Annotated in this window: 14 protein-coding genes and 1 pseudogene; 5 read left to right on the top strand and 10 right to left on the bottom strand. The window is 44.9% G+C overall.

All coding sequences use genetic code 11. From position 1 onward, the window contains the following. Positions 1-27: 27 nt before the first annotated feature. Both KIV40_RS24460 and KIV40_RS24455 read right to left on the bottom strand, forming a co-directional pair. Positions 28-1,710, bottom strand: a complete 1,683-nt coding sequence (locus tag KIV40_RS24460) for an aspartate:alanine antiporter (protein ID WP_005428548.1) — start codon at positions 1,708-1,710, stop codon at positions 28-30. Between the two features lie 182 nt (positions 1,711-1,892). Then, a complete protein-coding gene (locus KIV40_RS24455; protein ID WP_005428550.1) occupies positions 1,893-2,159 on the bottom strand; it encodes a GrxA family glutaredoxin in 267 nt (88 codons plus the stop codon). 358 nt (positions 2,160-2,517) lie between these two features. Here KIV40_RS24455 and KIV40_RS24450 point away from each other — a divergent pair. Continuing rightward, positions 2,518-3,779, top strand: a pseudogene (locus KIV40_RS24450) (iron-containing alcohol dehydrogenase). 78 nt (positions 3,780-3,857) lie between these two features. On the opposite strand, the gene KIV40_RS24445 reads toward KIV40_RS24450, so the two are convergent. The 5 genes from KIV40_RS24445 to KIV40_RS24425 form a co-directional block, all read right to left on the bottom strand. Further along, positions 3,858-4,712 (bottom strand): MurR/RpiR family transcriptional regulator, encoded by an 855-nt coding sequence (locus KIV40_RS24445; protein ID WP_285351773.1) that lies wholly within the window; start codon positions 4,710-4,712, stop codon positions 3,858-3,860. A gap of 311 nt (positions 4,713-5,023) precedes the next feature. Then, entirely contained in the window at positions 5,024-6,670 is a 1,647-nt protein-coding gene (panP, locus tag KIV40_RS24440) for a pyridoxal-dependent aspartate 1-decarboxylase PanP (protein WP_285351771.1), read from the bottom strand. Between the two features lie 121 nt (positions 6,671-6,791). Further along, positions 6,792-7,304: a hypothetical protein gene (locus KIV40_RS24435; RefSeq protein ID WP_134976604.1), complete on the bottom strand. Its 513-nt coding sequence runs from the start codon at positions 7,302-7,304 to the stop codon at positions 6,792-6,794. A 209-nt stretch (positions 7,305-7,513) separates the two neighbouring features. Then, positions 7,514-8,419, bottom strand: a complete 906-nt coding sequence (locus KIV40_RS24430; protein ID WP_255901890.1) for a lysine exporter LysO family protein — start codon at positions 8,417-8,419, stop codon at positions 7,514-7,516. Between the two features lie 107 nt (positions 8,420-8,526). Beyond that, entirely contained in the window at positions 8,527-9,447 is a 921-nt protein-coding gene (locus KIV40_RS24425; protein WP_285351768.1) for an HDOD domain-containing protein, read from the bottom strand. A gap of 370 nt (positions 9,448-9,817) precedes the next feature. Here KIV40_RS24425 and KIV40_RS24420 point away from each other — a divergent pair, with 370 nt between their 5' ends. Beyond that, a complete protein-coding gene (locus KIV40_RS24420) occupies positions 9,818-10,405 on the top strand; it encodes a TfoX/Sxy family DNA transformation protein (RefSeq protein WP_285351767.1) in 588 nt (195 codons plus the stop codon). A gap of 214 nt (positions 10,406-10,619) precedes the next feature. Here KIV40_RS24420 and KIV40_RS24415 read toward each other — a convergent pair whose 3' ends face one another. From KIV40_RS24415 to KIV40_RS24405, 3 genes are all read right to left on the bottom strand, one after another. Next, entirely contained in the window at positions 10,620-11,168 is a 549-nt protein-coding gene (locus tag KIV40_RS24415; protein WP_012128242.1) for a hypothetical protein, read from the bottom strand. 207 nt (positions 11,169-11,375) lie between these two features. Continuing rightward, complete coding sequence (locus tag KIV40_RS24410) at positions 11,376-11,873, bottom strand: response regulator (RefSeq protein WP_005428532.1); 498 nt, start codon at positions 11,871-11,873, stop codon at positions 11,376-11,378. Further along, positions 11,870-13,810, bottom strand: a complete 1,941-nt coding sequence (locus tag KIV40_RS24405) for an ATP-binding protein (protein ID WP_285351765.1) — start codon at positions 13,808-13,810, stop codon at positions 11,870-11,872. The genes KIV40_RS24410 and KIV40_RS24405 overlap by 4 nt, the downstream gene beginning before the upstream one ends. 185 nt (positions 13,811-13,995) lie before the next feature. On the opposite strand from KIV40_RS24405, the gene KIV40_RS24400 reads away from it, so the two are divergent. The 3 genes from KIV40_RS24400 to KIV40_RS24390 all read left to right on the top strand — a co-directional run. Then, positions 13,996-15,258: a DUF945 family protein gene (locus KIV40_RS24400; RefSeq protein ID WP_285351764.1), complete on the top strand. Its 1,263-nt coding sequence runs from the start codon at positions 13,996-13,998 to the stop codon at positions 15,256-15,258. A gap of 131 nt (positions 15,259-15,389) precedes the next feature. After that, entirely contained in the window at positions 15,390-16,484 is a 1,095-nt protein-coding gene (serC, locus tag KIV40_RS24395; RefSeq protein ID WP_285351762.1) for a 3-phosphoserine/phosphohydroxythreonine transaminase, read from the top strand. A gap of 237 nt (positions 16,485-16,721) precedes the next feature. Then, positions 16,722-17,566: extracellular solute-binding protein (locus tag KIV40_RS24390; RefSeq protein WP_285351760.1), on the top strand; the 845-nt coding region annotated here is incomplete at its 3' end.

Genomic DNA, 17,566 nt, shown 5'->3' with positions numbered 1-17,566 from the left:
TGGGGCGCATACACTCATTCAAAGGTTTTAGCTTAGAATTATCAGGATAGTACCTGCCAGCGTCATCAAGATATTGGCAATCGCGTACGTGCCTGCATAACCCAGAGCTGGAATTGTCGACTTCGCGTATTCGTTCACTACGTCCATTGCTGGTGCACATGTACGCGCACCGATGATGGCACCAAAGAGTAGGGCGCGGTTCATCTTAAGCACGTAAGCGCCAACTAGGTAAGCAAGCACGACAGGCACAACGCTGACGATAAACGCCAAACCGATGATCTGCGGACCGACTTGTGAAAGGTGCTCAAAAATCTTACCACCAGCGCTCAAACCAATTCCGACCATAAAGAACATCAGCCCTAAGTCTTTGACCATGTTCAGTGCCCCCTGTGGAACATAACCAAAAGTGGGGTGGTTTGCTCGTAGGAAGCCCAGTGTGATGCCAGAAAGTAATAGGCCGACTGCGTTACCTAAGCTGAATGACACTTGACCAAACGTCATGGTCACCAAGCCAAACATAATGCCCAGAATAAAGAAGCTACAAAATGCGAGTAAGTCTGCCATCTGGCTGTGGATCGAGATGAAACCGATTTTCTCAGCAAGGCCATGAACACGACTCTTTTCACCACTCACCTGAAGTACATCACCTTTAGCGAGAACAATGTCTAAATCCATCGGCATTTCAATTTGAGCACGTACTACGCGGTTCAAGAAACAGCCGAATTCCGATAGGTTCAAATCAGATAAACGCTTACCAGCAATTGCATCGCTTTTAACCACGATCTCTTCTTCGACAATTCGAAGGTCAAGTAGGTTACGGTCGAATACTTCTTTGCCGTTACGGAAACTTGGGTCAAGACGTGCGTGGCTGTCTGGGAAACCGACTAGTGCGATTTCGTCACCTTCTTGCAGGATTGCGTCACCATCCGGGTGGGCAAGAATCCCGTTACGACGAATACGTTCAATGTAACAACCTGTCTGGCGGTAAATGCCCAGCTCACGAAGGTTCTTCCCATCTGTCCAGTCAATCAGCTCAGGGCCAACACGGTACGCACGGATAATCGGCAGGTACACCTTACGTTGGCTAGAGTTACCAAGTCCACGCTCTTGTGCGATCTGCTGCGCTGAATCCGATAGGTTTTGCTTTTGCAGTTTTGGCAGCAGTTTGGCGAACATGATCATACTGATCAAACCTACCAGATAAGCCATCGCGTAACCGACGGATAGATTTTCTAATACCAAAGAAAAATCCATGTTACGCGGAATGGTTGCAAGACCAGAGTTTAAAGCATCTTGTGCACCTACCAGAACAGGCGTAGCGGTAAGAGCGCCCGCCATCATGCCGGCAGATAAACCAAAATCAAGGCCCATGTAGTGGCTGCAAAAGTAGGTAAGACCTACCGCAGAGACTAATACGGTCATACTTAGAATAAAGTAATGCTTACCGTCTCGGAAAAAAATGCCGAAGAAGTTAGGCCCAGCTTCAATACCTACACAGTAGATAAACAGCATAAAGCCGATGGTTAAGGCCTCTGCATTAAAAGAAAAGCCAAGATGGCCCATTACGAGAGAAGTAATGAGAACGCCAATAGAATTGCCTAACTGCAACTTTCCAAAGCGAATTTTGCCAAAGGCAAGGCCAATTGCTAATACGACGAAGATTAGAAGAATGGGGTTTTGTTCGAGAAGGTGTACGACGTCTATGTTCACTGCGTGGCTCGGGTAAGGTGTGTGCCAAATAAAATAGTTAAGAATTTCGAATTGTAACTAAATATGGAAAAAAGATAAGTGAAATTTTTTAGTTTTTACTATTACTTGACGTAGGGGAGTTCTAATTTGGAAATATAATAAAAAAGCCGCTAATAGCGGCTTTAAAAAATCAGTAATTTGAATTACTCGTCGAACAGACCTAGGTGTTCTTTTGCGTAAGCTTCAAAGTCATCACAACCACCGATGTGAGTTTGGTCGATGAAGATTTGAGGAACAGTTTCTACTGGCTTACCAACTGTTTTCTCTAGGTCAGCTTTAGAAATGCCTTCAGCGTGGATATCTACGTAACGGTAGTTGAAGTCATCACGTTTTGCTTTTAGCGTTTCTGCGTGCTCTTTTGCACGAACACAGAATGGACAAGCTGGGCGACCAAAGATAACTACGAACATAATCTTATTTCTCCTAAAATCTCTTCTTGTAGAAAGCGACACTAGACTTCATGTCGGTACACGCCTTCATTTGTTGGGATAACTATGCCCGATCCAGTTACGGAAATAAAGTAGCAATTACCTCTTGTCTCGATAGGTGAAATCTATCGTATAAAAACTGAACGCGCACTAAGCTTATAGCCAAGAAAAGTCACTTTTAAGGGCAATTCTTAATCGTTTAAATGGCGTGTTAAGTATGTGAAGTGACGCATAAAAACATACTTAATGTAGGGTTAATGGCGGCAAGGTGCACTCGGTCAACTTTTTTTTGCTGAAAGCATAGCACTCTAGTGTGAGTTGTTGTTTGGGGAGGAAGTGTATGTTTCAGTTTATGACTGCGACACGGATTATCTTCGGCGAGGGGGCGCTCCAATCTTCGCTGTCTGTAATCAATCAATTTGGCTACAGCGTTTTACTGGTCACGGGTAAAGATACGCAACGAGCCACACCTATCATTAATTATCTAAAAGCGCAGAACATGCGTTATCAGCATGTCGCCATTAATGGCGAACCTAATATCACCATGGTGGAAGAAACTGCCGTGCTCGGACGTAATTTTCAGCCGGACATGGTCATTGCAATTGGTGGGGGCAGTGTCATTGATATGGGCAAAGCACTTGCCGCTATCATCCCCAACCAAGGTGATGTCTATGATTACGTCGAAGTGGTTGGGCGAAACGTACCTTTAAAAACCAAACCGATTCATTTTATTGCAATTCCTACGACAGCAAGTACTGGATCTGAAGTGACCAGAAATGCGGTGCTTAAGTCGGGGCAAGATCAAGTGAAGGTCAGTTTAAGAAGCCCGGAAATGCTTGCTGATGTAGCGATAGTCGATCCAACGTTAACCTATGGCACTGATCAATATACCTCTGGTCGCGGCGCGATGGATGCGTTCACTCACCTTATGGAAGCTTACGTATGTGGTGATCCTAATCCGCTCACTGACATGGTGTGTGAGGAAGGGTTGCGTCGTTTAAGCCGTTCGGTCATTGCAGGGTGTAAGCAAGACAGTCACAAAGCCAGAGCAGACCTTTCTTTTGCAGCACTTTTGGGTGGAATGGCCATCACCAACGCTAAGCTAGGCGCTGCGCAAAGCTAGGCGCTGCGCACGGTTTAGCTTCTGCATTGGGTGGCAAGCTTGATGCTCCTCACAGTGTCATTACCGCGCGTTTGGCTCCTCATGTTATGCAAGAAAACATCAATGCTGCAAAAAGGGCAGGGCGCAGCGACGTAATAAGTCGTTACAAGCGATTGGCGCAACTCGTCACGGAAAGAACCAATGCCAATGAGCATGACGGCGTACTTTGGGTGAGAATGGTGCTGGATAAACTTGAGTTACCTCAGCTTGGAAAATTTGGTGTGTGTCAGACGTCGTTTGAGCAAGTCGCTGATGATGCACTAAAGTCAGTCGCTATCAAAGGCAACCCATTACCGCTTACACAAGATCGTTTGGTGTACATTCTTCGCCAAGTATGTGATTGCAGCGATGCCTGCGTGGGCGAGAGTGAGGGTAGCCAACATGTAAGCTCAGTAGAGGTGTTGGAGTCACGTTCTGATCTCTCAGATGTGAATCAATAGAAATACGATTGACCAGATACGAAAAGGGGAGCTATTTAGCTCCCCTTTCTATTTTTTATTACTGACTAAGTCGATTCGTTAGTATTGACTCAGCTTGTCGTAGCGGCTGTCTTTCAGCGCGTCTTTTACTCGCTTCAAGTTCTCACGGAAGCCAGTGCCACGGCGCAGAGTAAAGCCAGTGGCTAGCACATCGATCACCGTCATTTGTACTACGCGACTTGCCATTGGCATGTAAACGTCAGTGTCTTCTGGTACGTCTAGAGTAATAGCCAGTGAGCTTGCTTTCTCTAGCGGTGAATCTTTTGCTGTGATAGCAATAACGGTTGCACCGTTTTCACGTGCAAGGTTCGCAATCTCAACTTGGCTCTTAGTGCGACCCGTATGAGAAATCAGAACGATCACGTCGTTATCGCTGCAGTTAATGCAGCTCATGCGTTGCATTACGATGTCTTCAAAACAAGTAATTGGAATGTTGAAGCGGATAAACTTGTTTTGAGCGTCACGCGCAACAGAAGAAGAGGCGCCTACACCGAAGAATGAGATGCGCTTCGCTTGAGTCAGCAGATCAACCGCACGGTTAACTTGCATCGCATCAAGGCTGTTTTTCGCAACATCCAAACACGCCATTGTCGATTCAAAAATCTTGTGCGTGTAGGCATCAGGGCCATCGTCTTCTTCCACGTTACGGTTAACGTAAGGTGTACCATTGGCAAGGCTTTGCGCAAGGTGAAGTTTAAAGTCCGGGAAACCTTTGGTATCCAGACGGCGACAGAAACGGTTTACAGTAGGCTCACTCACGTCAGCCATTTTCGCTAACGTTGCAATGCTTGAATGAATTGCAGTTTGTGGAGACGCCATAATTACTTCCGCAACTTTGCGCTCTGACTTACTGAAATTCTCCAGATTTTTTTGAATTTTTTCTAATGTATTCATAGTGTTAACGAGGGTATAGAGAACAACTCGCTGGCTCTGCTAACGGGTGGAAACCCAAGGGCTTCTCGGTCTAGAGGGGCGTTAACGAAAACTACCAGCGCCATAAAATCAGTATAAACCCGATCCTCAATCTGGCTAAACCAAATACGGTTACTATTTCGTGAGAATTTGACAAGCCTCAAACAAAATGTTGTAAAAACTACAGAATTGGATGTGGGATAGTTGGTTTGTTGCTCTAGTGGCACGATAATGATGTTTGAGTTACACCAAAACGAAAGAAATTTTCAATTTGATGTAACTCACATTGACGCTTAGGAATTGAGAATGTCTTCGACTGTTTCTTCAATCTTCGCCATTAAACTTGGAGCTTGCAAAGCAATTTCGCGTTGTTCATCCAGAACAGCATTTAGAATATCGTTCGTGGTCAATGGGTTGGCTAATACAACACGGAAAACGATGGTGTTCATACGCTGCCATTGGTCTGGGTTCAGTCGAGTACGAGAAACGAATGATTTGCCCGTTTCACGTTGACGCTTTTGGATAAATTGAGTCAGCTGGTTTAACAACTCGTTCAATTTCTCTTTCTGCGTACCTTGTGCTTTTTCTAGCGCTGCTCGCATATGAGTTGGCAAGTAGCGATAGGTCAGTAGGCAAAGCTCAGGCTCAGACACCAACTCAAAGTCTTCCTGCTGGTTGATAAGATCAGCAAAGTAACGAGCCTTGGCAATACTCTGATCGATAAGCAGTTCATAGCCAGGGCGGCTGATGATGTGCATCGCTGCGTAAACCAGCATTGCCATACCTGAACGCGAGCCTTCCAGAGTGTGGCTGCCTAAGTCTTTTGAACCTTTACGCAAGATATACTGCGCGTGATGCTCGATAGACTTCATCGCGTCTGGATCTTTAAACAGAACCATGCCCGCGCCCATTGGGATGTAGAGCTGTTTGTGGGCGTCAATGGTGACCGAGTCTGCAAGCTCAACACCGTCAAGCAGGTGACGATGGTGATTCGACATCAGAGTAGCTCCACCCCATGCTGCATCCACGTGAAAATGGCAATTGTGTTCCGCACAAACTTCGGCGATTTGAGCCAGAGGATCAACACTACCCGTCTCGGTTGTACCTGCAACACCAACGACAGCGATAGGCTTGATGTTTTGTGCTTCAAGCTCAGCGATTTTCACTTTAAGGTCATCAACGATAATGCGGTTATTCGCATCTGTTTTGACAGCAACCAAGCCTTCTTGGCCAAGCCCAAGCACGTCAGCGGCTTTCTTTAATGAGTAGTGGCCACGCTCTGAAACCAGAATTGCCAGTCCTTCATAGCCATAGTGCTTCATGGCTTTGAATAGACCTTCTTTCTCCACGCCTTTAAATGCGCCGTTCGCTTTTAATGCCTTGTTGCGTGCAACCCAAAGCGCAGTAATGTTGGCGACGGTACCGCCAGAACAAAATGCACCGAGAGAGTGCTTCGCACTGTGCATCCACTTAGCGTAGAACATATCGTCCTGTCCGTAGATAAGGCGGTGCAACATACCAAGCACTTGGCGTTCAAGTGGTGTGAATGCTTTCGAAGTTTCAATCTTTACCAAGTTTTGGTTTAAAGCAATCATGATCTTCGACAACGGCATTAAGAAATACGGTAGGGCAGAAGTCATGTGACCAATAAAGCTTGGTGCAGAAGTGTGAACCGAGTGAGATACCAAAGTATCAAGCAGGTGCTCGGTGTGGTCTGAAACGAACTCAGGTTGCTCAGGAATCTGAGCAGAAGAAAAGTCTTTCTCTATTTCGTGTAAAGGCTTTTCTTCTGCCACGATGTGTTCACGAAGAAATTGATTCAAGTTCTGGGAGAGACTTTCGTCGATTTTGGTCAACGTCGAATCTGGACCTTCAGGAATCGTGAAGATCTTTAACAAGCTCTCGAAGCTAACGTCAGCGGTTTTTTGTTCCTTAACCATAGCAAAGAATCTTTGTAGTTATTTTGGTAATGCGAGCGCCACAATCTAAACCAAAACGGGCGCAAAGTCCCGTTTTAATTATTGAAACCCACGTTGCTGAAATGAAATTCTTAGGCGAGGTTTATTCACACTTCTGCTTTTCAATCTTAGCAATTGATTGATTGTACTTATTAAGTGCAGAATCGATCTGTTTTGGATGGCTTAATAAGTCAGCAAAAGCAGAACGTAGGTCATAGTTCTTTGGGTGGTTTGCTGATTGGCGGTCGCTGAACGTCTTTTGTGCCGCTTGGCCTAGTTCATCGCTGCGTGTCGCCAGTTGTTTTACATCGTGCTGTTCTAGCTTCAGCCATGCTTCTACAGGTTGCCCTGTTGCAACACGGCTAGGATCGTTCTTCAAGAAGTAATGTACCGCTTCACGGTTAAGCTCGAAGTGGTGCTTACGACCTTCTAAGAACCACTGACTTACTTCTTTCAAATCAGGGTATTGCGTAACGGTTAGGTCAACGAGATCTTGGTACCACTGCAGAGAAGCGTCGATGTAACCGTCGTATTTATTTGCAAGACATTGCTGATCAGCAGCAAAAGTGAAAGTTGAGCTTGTAGCGAGGAGCGCCGCAACGACAAAGCGTTTCATTGTTATTCCTTTTGGTTGTATTCCCTTTGTAACCCTAATAGGCACTATGCCTTGCCTGTCACTGATTACCGATCCAAGAGTTAAAAATCAAAGGGCTCGATAACAAAGCGGTAAACCAGAAAATTCTCTTTGAATTGAGCATTTTGAGGTTACGTGGGTATTTGAATTTTTGCCGTATTGTAATGGATGTTAAGGACTATTCCTGAGATCTAGCTAGCAAGAGACACAAAGAAAAGCATCATTACAGGCACTAATAAACTTAGGATAAAGCCGCTAACAATCGCGACAGGCACACATCGAACACCACCAGTGGTTTGAATCACCGGTAGGGTAAAGTCCATTGCTGTAGCCCCCGCGTAGCCAATAGCAGTTGAAGGATAAGTACGAATAAATAGTGGAATCGCGACCAATGCAACCAGCTCTCGCATTAACTCAATCAAGAAGGAGGCTCCGCCAAAGATTGGGCCAAATGCATCACCCATCAAAATACCCGCCAGAGAGTACCAGCCAAAGCCCGATGACATTGCTAACGCTTGATAGAGTGGTAGGTCGAGAATCATTCCGGCAATGACGCCACCGATCATGCACGTCAATATGATCACTGAAGCGATTGCCATGCCTTGTTTATTCAAAAGAATCTGGCGCAGCGTTAGGCCACTGTTGCGCAGTTGAATGCCAATAAAGAACAGCAATAGAAATAAAATCCACTCGCTTGCGGTATCAACCCAAGAAAGCCCAATAGGAAGAATTAGGCCAGCAATCAAACCACCGCCAACAACGACCACTAATTTGACCGATTCTAATGCCATAGAAGAGAGAGGAAGTTTCTTTTGATTTTGGTCCGTCTGCAAAGGCAGCAGTTTATCAACCAATGGCAAAGCCATGAGGTTACATACACCCAAGCAAACAAAAAAAGTGCCCGCGTAGAGGAGGATGGTTTGCAGGTTGCTACCAAGGTTATCAAGCGCAGCCAAGCTCAATCCCATCAAAGAGAGGATGACGTAAATAAGGTAAGAGGTCGATTTATTGATCTTCTCCAGTACTGACGAGCGAGAAACTGGAATTAAATAGCCCACCACTAATGGGGCGAAGATAAATAACATCCCTGAGAACATAAAGCTCAATGATTCCTTTCTGAGATAAGCAAGATAATTCAGCCACGCAAAAATGAATCAGAATACTATCTGAATGAAGTCGTGGCTGGATTTTGATGTATTAGAGATTAAAGACCGCTTGCGTTAAGCACTTCTTTAATTTCACTTTGGAAGTCAGTATCACTCATATTGCTGAGATCGTACAAGACCTCGGCGCCAGTTAAATTGAACTCTACTTCGTGATCTTCGATACGGTCATCTTGATTACGGAACATTAAGAGGTGATTAGCAATGCGAGCAATATCGAGGTAGCTGACCTCTGGACGTGAAGCTTCGTATTTCTCATTAGATGAAACTTCGCGGAAATCGTTATCAAAGCCCCATTTCTCAAGCACTAATTTACTTGTTGCAGAACAGCGTGTCTGGAATATCTGTAATGCGATATCTGGATCGAGGTAATTACCGCGATCAAGATACAAGTGGTATTCGTTTATCAAGCAGAACAAGCCGATGTCCGCCAATAAGCCAACCAACAATGCCTTCTCTTGTTCTAGATGACCATAAGTCGCAGGTTCATGCTTGCGAAACTCCTGAACGACCAACACCATGGTTGCGCCAAGCTCACGAGAAACTGCGGCACTTTTCACCAAGATACTATTACATTCTTTGGTTAAGTTTACTGAATGCTTTAATTGTTCAATCGCTTGTGCAGTGACAATGTCTCTTACGCGAAGAATACCGAGTCGAGAAACGGCCGTTATTAAGTCATTACAAGTGATATTGCGACGATTAAAGATAACGGAGTTCGCGACACGCACGACAACAGCAGCTAGGCCAGGATCTTCTAAAAGTGCATTGGCAACGTCTGCGATGGTGGTGTGTTCTTCAGTGCAAAGCTGTTGAATCCTGAGTACGACATCTGGGATCGGAGGAAGGGAGATTTTGCCAGTAGAAATAGACTGTTCTACCAGCTGAGCGAACTCAGATTCGAGTGCTTTTATAAGCTTATCTCTATTATTCGGTAGCCAGAAAAATGATAGATGTTCCATTACGACGCTGTGCTTGAGAGCTTTCGTACAGTGTACCCTCACAGTATGTTAGTTATCAATTAAATACCTGTCTCGCTTTCGCAATTGCCGCATTAATCACCAAAATGCTTAATTTTTGGCAGTGATCGCGTCAAAAAAACATCGGTCTAGGAGTTGTAAGTGTGAAACTAATCACGTATGTTGAATTTGTACTTTGGCATCTGTGACATAGATCCTAACTTATTTTTCAACGTTAAGTATGATTAAGACAGTTGGTGAGCGCAATTCACAAAAAATACGCCAACATATCGACAATTTATAATTCGCTACAAGCTGCTGTTTATCTGGTGACATCGCTAATCGGGGTAACTTATTCCAATTAAAGAGGTCAATGGACATGACAGACCAAGCTTTTTTTAACTATGTAAGCAATTTTAGTGAGTACCAAAAACGTTCAATGTTCGGCGGTATTGGTTTATTCAGCAACGACGCAATGTTTGCTCTGGTAAGTAACGACTGCTGTTACTTGCGTGGTGGCAATGGCCTCGATGAAGAGTTTACTCAACTAAACTGTGAAAAATATAAGCACGTCAAAAAACAAACGACGGCAACGGTAAATTATTACGATGTAACAGAATTGTTCGATTCCGGTTTTGCTGGGTTGGATGAGCTGCTACAAAAATCAATTAATTGTTCTATCAAGGAACGCAAATACCAAAAGTCTTCAGCCAGTAGACGTTTGCGTGATCTACCGAATATGCAGCTAACACTAGAGCGTATGGTAAAGAAAGCGGGTATTGATGACGTAGACACGTTTTTGGAGCTTGGCTCAGTAGAAGTCTTCAACAAAGTAAGAGTGGCATACGGCAGTGATGTAGACGTTAAGCTGCTTTGGAAGTTTGCTGGTGCGATTGATGGTATCCATTGGGAACTGATCCAAGAACCACGCAAGAAGCAGCTACTGGCTATGTGTGAATAAATCTATTTAGTTTCACGATGATTGACTCGTTTAGGATGAAGTTAGCGAGTCATAAAAGGTGAGTGTTGAAAGCGACAAAAAGGAAGTTGATGTTTTTGACCACTTCATTTGAGTTAGTCATTGCAACAAATTAGTTTTTACCCATAAAAAACCGAGGCATATGCCTCGGTTTTTTTATTTTTTTGCTTCTGTTGGAGCGTAATCAAATGATTGATTAGAACTTGAAGCGAGTCGTGAACATTACTTGGTCACCGTAGAAGTCGTTGATACGCGCTTCTGCACCTAGAGAGAATAGCTCTGTAGAGTGGAATCGAGCGTAAACCGAACCGATCCAATCGTCATCGTTGTCGATAGATACGTAACCTGCTTTACCACCCACTTCTAGCTGAGGACCAAGCCACTGGCGTACACCAAGGTTAAGTTCCATACCCACGTCTGTGCTGCTTGAGTTTGCTGGCTGCACAACACGCATTAGCATTTCACCTGTTAGGTCTGCCCAGTTGTTAAGTGGAGAGTGGAAACCAAAACCTGCAGCTGAGTCAAAATCGCCATCGAATTCAGAATCGATGCGCGCAACTACGTGTGCATTTGGATGGATTGATTTGCTAAAACCAGCACCGAATGTCACAGGGCTTGCACCAATGCGAGCTTCCATGTAGTCGTAGCTAAAGTTGCTCATTGTTGCTGGAGCGTTGTAGTCGTTCGCAGCTAGAGCTTGGCTAGATGCCAGCAAAAGGGCAGTGGCTAATAGTGTTTTACGCATAACTAACGATAAACCTTGTCTTATAGTTCCATGGATCCAAGTAACCACTTGAACCGTAATCTGATTTGTTCGACATCATAATAAAAACCAAGGTCGACGACCAACAAAAAAGTGTCGATGTTTTGTCAAATGAGTCAATTGTGCCATGTTCACAGCAAAAAACGCGCCATGCAGGAGGTATCTTGGCGCCTTTTTCTCGCAAAACGATTATTCGCCGAAGCTTGCTCGTCTGTCAGCCATTGCATTGAGGATGGCTTCTGTATCCAGAATTGAGGTCCACGACAACAGGTTGTCATCATTTTCTATCATAAAAGCAGTCAGTTGAGACGTGGTTGCTTCCCGCAGTTCTTCACCTTTCCATGGCTTGGCGATGTAGTAATCGAGACTTCCATGATTTACAGCTTCAACGGTGTCTTCTAGGCCTGCTTGCCCGGTGAGCAAGAGTTTACGTGCCGATTTTGTGTCACCATTTTGACTGAGCTCGATTAAAAAGCTTATACCGGTCTGCTCTGGCATGATGTGGTCACAAAGAATGAGGGCGAGCTGAATGCCATCTTCCGCCATTTCTTCAATCACTTGTTTGGCTTCCGTGACGGATTCCGCGCCTTCGACAACAAAGTTATCTTCAAATGGAATCAAATCCTGAAGGACACTATCCAAGACTTCTCTTTCATCATCTACGCACAAAATCAGATATTTAGTCATGCTTCATCTCCTTCTTGAGTGATAGGTAACCAGACGGTCATGCAAGTGTACTGGTTGAGCTCAGACTCCACCTCTATCCAGCCTTTATGGCTAGCCATAATTTGTTGGCAGATAGAAAGTCCGATTCCTAAGCCGAAATTGCCTTCTTTCTTGGTTGTAAAGTTGAGTTCAAAAATGGCTTTTTGTTGTGATTTTGGGATGCCGCATCCGTTGTCTTTGAATGAGATGACAGCGTAGGTTTGATTATTTTCCTCGACCGATCGCGATCGAATAGTCAGCTCGCCTTTATCGGGGAAGGCATCAATCGCGTTGGAAATCAGGTTGGTCCAAACTTGCTGCAGCGCAATGGGTTGGCAGAGCGTATGAGGCAGCGGAGCGTAGTCAGTAGTGACCTTGTGCATTTTGAGTTTGTTTTCAAAGATCACTAACGTATCTTCAATGCCTTCATGCAGATCAGCAAAGTGCAGGCTTTCATCATCGGAACGAGCATATCCCTTCAAGCTCTTCACCATGTCGGCAATGCGGGCGGCGCAAACATTTATCGAACGAAGTGATGAGCCGACTTGATGATATTGCTCTAAAGTTCCTAATGTCTGTAATGATTCCGCTTTTTGACGGCTAAGCTCTGTTATCAACGTTTGATCGGATTCGAGACCAAGGTTCACGACTTTTTTGGCTAGGTTCCTATCTGGCAGGGAGTTGCTAAGCTGTTTAACGCGCTCTCTTAACTCCGCGGTTGAGGCTGGCTTAACCTTTTGGGCTCTAGTCAACAAACCAACGCCCTTTTCTTGAATGTCGTGGCTAGGGAGTTCTGTGAGCAGATTCTCCAGTGTATGCGTCAGATTTTCCACCCCGCGGAGAATGGCTGCGATAGGGTTGTTTAACTCATGGGCAACGCCGGCGACAAGTTGCCCAAGCATCGCCATTTTCTCTCTCTCAATAAGTTGCTGGTGGGCAGATTCTAGAGACTCCAGAGTTTTTTGTAGCTGTAACTTGGTGTTGATGCTGCGTTGCAATCGTCGGTTGAAATGACGGAGGAGCAGGTTAGTAAAGAGCGGTAATAAGTTTGAATCGCTCTGCATTACTTTGCGGAATTCGTTTCGATCTAGCTTAATGACTTCTGTTTGAGTCAGGGTCAGTGCTGTAGAAAATGAGTTTTCTCCGGTGACAAAGGACATGCCGCCAATGATATTACCTTTAGAGTGGCGAACCACCTCACGTTGCATTCCCAGCTCGTCGCGTTTGTACAGCGCAACTTCACCACTGGTGATAAACCACAAGAAACTGTTGGGTTCACCTTCTACCGTCAGTAAGTGTTCTGGGGAGTAGGTTCGACATGCTTCACTATCGTCATCTTGTTCAAAGAAATGTTGTAGTGTGCTGATCACTTGTTCCGCCAGCTCTTCGTCAGAAAGGGAGTGGTAGTCGTTCAAGAAACCAGCTTGATAGTTGCTCATTTGATTTTCGATGTGAGCACGAAGCAACTTGTGCTGGTCGAGAATTTGGCTGTAGCTAAGTAAGTCCTCTCTATCGTGACGAAGAATAAATTGGGTAAGTTCTTTTTGTGCCGTATTGAGCAACACCTTGTCTGGCAGTGGTTTCGTTAAGCAATGATCTAGGCGTCCTTCATTGACGGCGGTTAAGATTGCCTCAATATCAGAAGAATAACTGATAAGGATCTTTCGAGCTTGCTCGGTATGGGGGTTACGATCTAAACCGATAAGAAAATCGACGCCGTTGAAATGCGCGTGATGGCTAGCGATAACGAGTGCCACTTTTTGTTCTCTTTCTTCGAGATATTCGAGAGCGCTCTGTGCTTCTTCTATCGATTCTACCGACAGAATATCAAACTTGCTCCAGAAGGCAGACAACTCCAAGCGAAACTGCTCGGCACTAATGGGATTGTTGTCGAGGCACAATACGGCGTAGCGGTTCACAGTGGTTTGAGCTCCGGTTAAAACTTGGCACTAATAACATATCAATTAAATACAAGAATGGTTGGGAGCTGGGTATTGTTCTCGATTAATGAACTAAAATAACCATCAATAGTCTGATATATCTCAATGTTTTATCCGCTTTGGGTTTGGGTTAGACTGAGCACAAATACTCAATAAGTGACGTTATGGAAAATCTAAAAAAAATGGGTGCCATCGGTGGCGCTATTTCTCTTGCACTATGTTGGCCACTAGCGGTTGGTCAGATTGGTCAATCTATTATTGAAGACGGCATTGCCAATATGAACGATGAGATGGTGAAAGGCGAGGTTGTTGAGTATGACCGCGGTTACTCATCTTCCGTTGTTTTGACGCGTTACACCGTGGTTGATCCAGAAGTCAAAGCGCAGCTTGAACGTGATGGTTTGCCAACAGCATTTGATGTGACCAGTGACGTAACTCATGGTTTCACAAGCCTAAGTGCAGATTCTAGATTGGTAGACGCGGATTTCTTGCCGTTGACAATGCACAGCCAAACTCAGCTTAACGGTAATACCGATTTCACGCTTGATTTAGCGAGCTGGAACTACCAAAACGACGCTCAAGGCATGCACCTTTCATCAAGTCCTGCTCAGGTTAAAGGTAACGTGACAGTTCTTGGTGATTTGAACTACCAAGTGTCGATCCCTTCGGTACAAATTGATTTTGAAAACGGCGAAGAAATTCACCTCACTGAATTGACTGGCGATGGTAAAGGCAAACAAGCGAAAGGTTACTGGTTAGGTGAGCAATCTTTCTCACTGCAAAAGCTGGATATCGTCGATGCGCAACTGGCGCCTTTGTTCCTGATTGAAAATGCTAGCTACAGTGGCAATACCTCTCTCAACGAAGCGGGTGATAAGCTGAGTTCGAAACTGGTGTTGGATGCGAAGCAAATGCGCCTAACGGATGGAACCGATGTTGATAACTTCAAGCTGGACTTTGCTATTGGCGACGTAGATAGCAAATCGTTTGATGAGATCATGTCAATTTACCAAAGCTCGCCAATGCTTGATGAGCAAGAAATCCAAAAACTGTTGCCACATATTGATGCGATCTTCAGCAAAGGCTTTAGTCTTTCTGTGAACGAACTGTCTTTGGCGTTTGGTGAAGGTAAGTTCCGTAATGAATGGCAACTGTCTGTTCCTCAAGGCACGGACAACATCACTCAAGACCCAATGAAGTTGATGACAGCAACGAGTGGTTCACTTAACACCTACTTCTCGGATGAGCTGGTGGATCTCTACCCATTCATTCAAGAAAGTGTTGATGAGTTGATGGTGATGGAGCTTATCGAGAAAAAAGACGACGGTTATGAACTAAAAGCGCAAATTTCGGATGGGAAATTGAAGTTCGAAAATGGACAAGAGTTTCCTTTAATCGCACTGCTTATGCCAGCGATGATGCAATAGAGAAGTTTACAAAGTAAGTTTTTAGCTTTTTCAGTTAAAAAAGAGGTCGTAAGACCTCTTTTCTTGTTTTTATCCCTGCAAAAACGTGATATTAATTTCGTCATACTTACTTAGCAGGAGCAATGAGCATCATGGAACAAAATACGGACAACGTATTTAACTTCAGTGCAGGGCCAGCTGGTCTGCCAAAAGCAGTCATGCAGCAAGCACAAAAGGAGCTAATCAACTGGCAAGGTCTTGGTACTTCAGTGATGGAGATCAGTCACCGAAGTAAAGAGTTCATCAAGGTTGCGCAAGAAGCAGAGCAAGACCTTCGTGATCTTCTGAATATCCCAGACAATTACAAAGTACTGTTTTGCCAAGGTGGTGCTCGTGCTCAATTTGCCGCTGTTCCACTTAACTTGCTAGGTGATGCGGAAACTGCGACTTACATTGATGGTGGTTACTGGGCAGAAAGTGCCGTAGCAGAAGCGAAAAAGTACTGTGAACCTGACGTGTTTAATGCAAAAACAGTCATCGATGGAAAGGCTGCTGTGCTGCCAGCAACAGAGTGGAAGATCTCACCAGACGCGGCTTACGTTAACTTCTGTCCTAACGAAACCATTGATGGTGTTGAAATTAACGACCTACCAGTAACAGACAAACCAATCGTTGCTGATATGTCTTCAACCATTCTTTCTCGTGAAATTGACATTTCAAAGTACGGCGTGATTTACGCTGGCGCACAGAAGAACATTGGCCCTTCTGGTATCGCGATTGCCATCGTACGTGATGATCTGCTTGGCTTGGCGAAGCAAGTACTACCAAGCATTTTGGATTACAAAGTGTTGGCAGAAAAAGAGTCGATGTTCAATACGCCACCAACGTTTGCTTGGTACTTGTCTGGTCTGGTATTCAAATGGCTGAAAGAACAGGGCGGCGTGAAAGCGATTGAGCAAGTAAACCGTGAGAAAGCGGCGCTGCTTTACGATTACATCGATCAGTCAGATTTCTACCGCAATGGTGTTTATTCAGCTAACCGCTCTCTAATGAATGTTCCATTCCAGCTTGCGAAGCCAGAGCTTGACGGCACATTCCTAGAGCTTGCTGATGCGAAAGGCCTTAAAGCGCTAAAAGGTCACCGAGCAGTAGGAGGGATGCGTGCGTCAATCTACAACGCGATGCCTCTTGAGGGTGTTCAAGCGCTTGTCGATTTCATGCGTGAGTTTGAGCAACAGTACGCTTAAACATTTGCTGTGATATAATCCAAAAAGGCGTCGCAAAAGCGGCGCTTTTTGCTTTCTGCAGCACAGTGAAATCGTCAATGGAAGCATTCGCACATTTCCATGGCGCTTGTTTGAATCGGTACTTGTGGTTCGCTATGTTTGTTTTGATGTCAGTCATTTTCGAGGGGTCTTGTGAGATATCTGAGCTGTTTCCTTCTCTTGTTTCTTCCTTCTTTGATTTCCGCGCAGGAAATCCAAGTGTGGAGTGGTATTGAGTACTCCACGGTTGCTGAAATCAATGAGCGATTTCAGGAAGAGACGGGCAATACACTCGCCATCCGAGAATTTGATGTTAATAATATCCGCTCTGAGTTGCTGCTCGCTAAACAAACCGGGATTACAGTACCTGATGTAATTTGGGTGCCTTCAGACTTTCTTGGTTTACACGATTACTTTGACCTCGCCAAGATTCCACCGAGTTGGATAGAGGAAAAGAGTATTGAACCTAAAGCTCTTGAATTAGTAACGGTAGATGGTGCCATCTACGGTGTGCCACTCGGTTTGGGGAATCACCTTGTTTTGTACGTGAATACAAAACTGACGGATGACATACAGCCGACATGGGAAACGTTATTGGAAAAAGCGAAGCAGGGAGAAAACGCCCTAGCGATGCAATATCCCAACATGTACTTTCTTATGTCGTTCGTTCCTATGTTCTCTGATCGCAGACCTGAACCACTTACAGATATCGATGTCTCTGCGTTAGCTGCGGCACTCAAATTCTATGGCGCGTTGCCTGAAAAAGGGGTGGTGCACGATGAAGTATCTCAAGAGCAAGCGCGCGCTCAGTTCATTCAAGGCAAAGTCCCGTATTTTATTGATGGAGACTGGGCTTTGGGTGAGTTGAAGCAGCATTTTTCAACTGAGCTGAAGATCAGCAGCTTACCGACTTACAATAACCATCACATGCATTCTCTGAGTGGTGGGAAGGTGCTCGCTTTCAATGCCGAAGCCATGGCAAATAGCGGTAAACGTAAAGCAATGCGCACTTTGGCCACGATTGTACAAAACCCTGAGTTTATTGAAGATGTGATTATTAGGGT

This window comes from Vibrio sp. D173a, from assembly GCF_030248475.1.
Note: the sequence above shows the minus strand (reverse complement) of the source record. Positions and strands in the feature narration are given on the sequence as shown.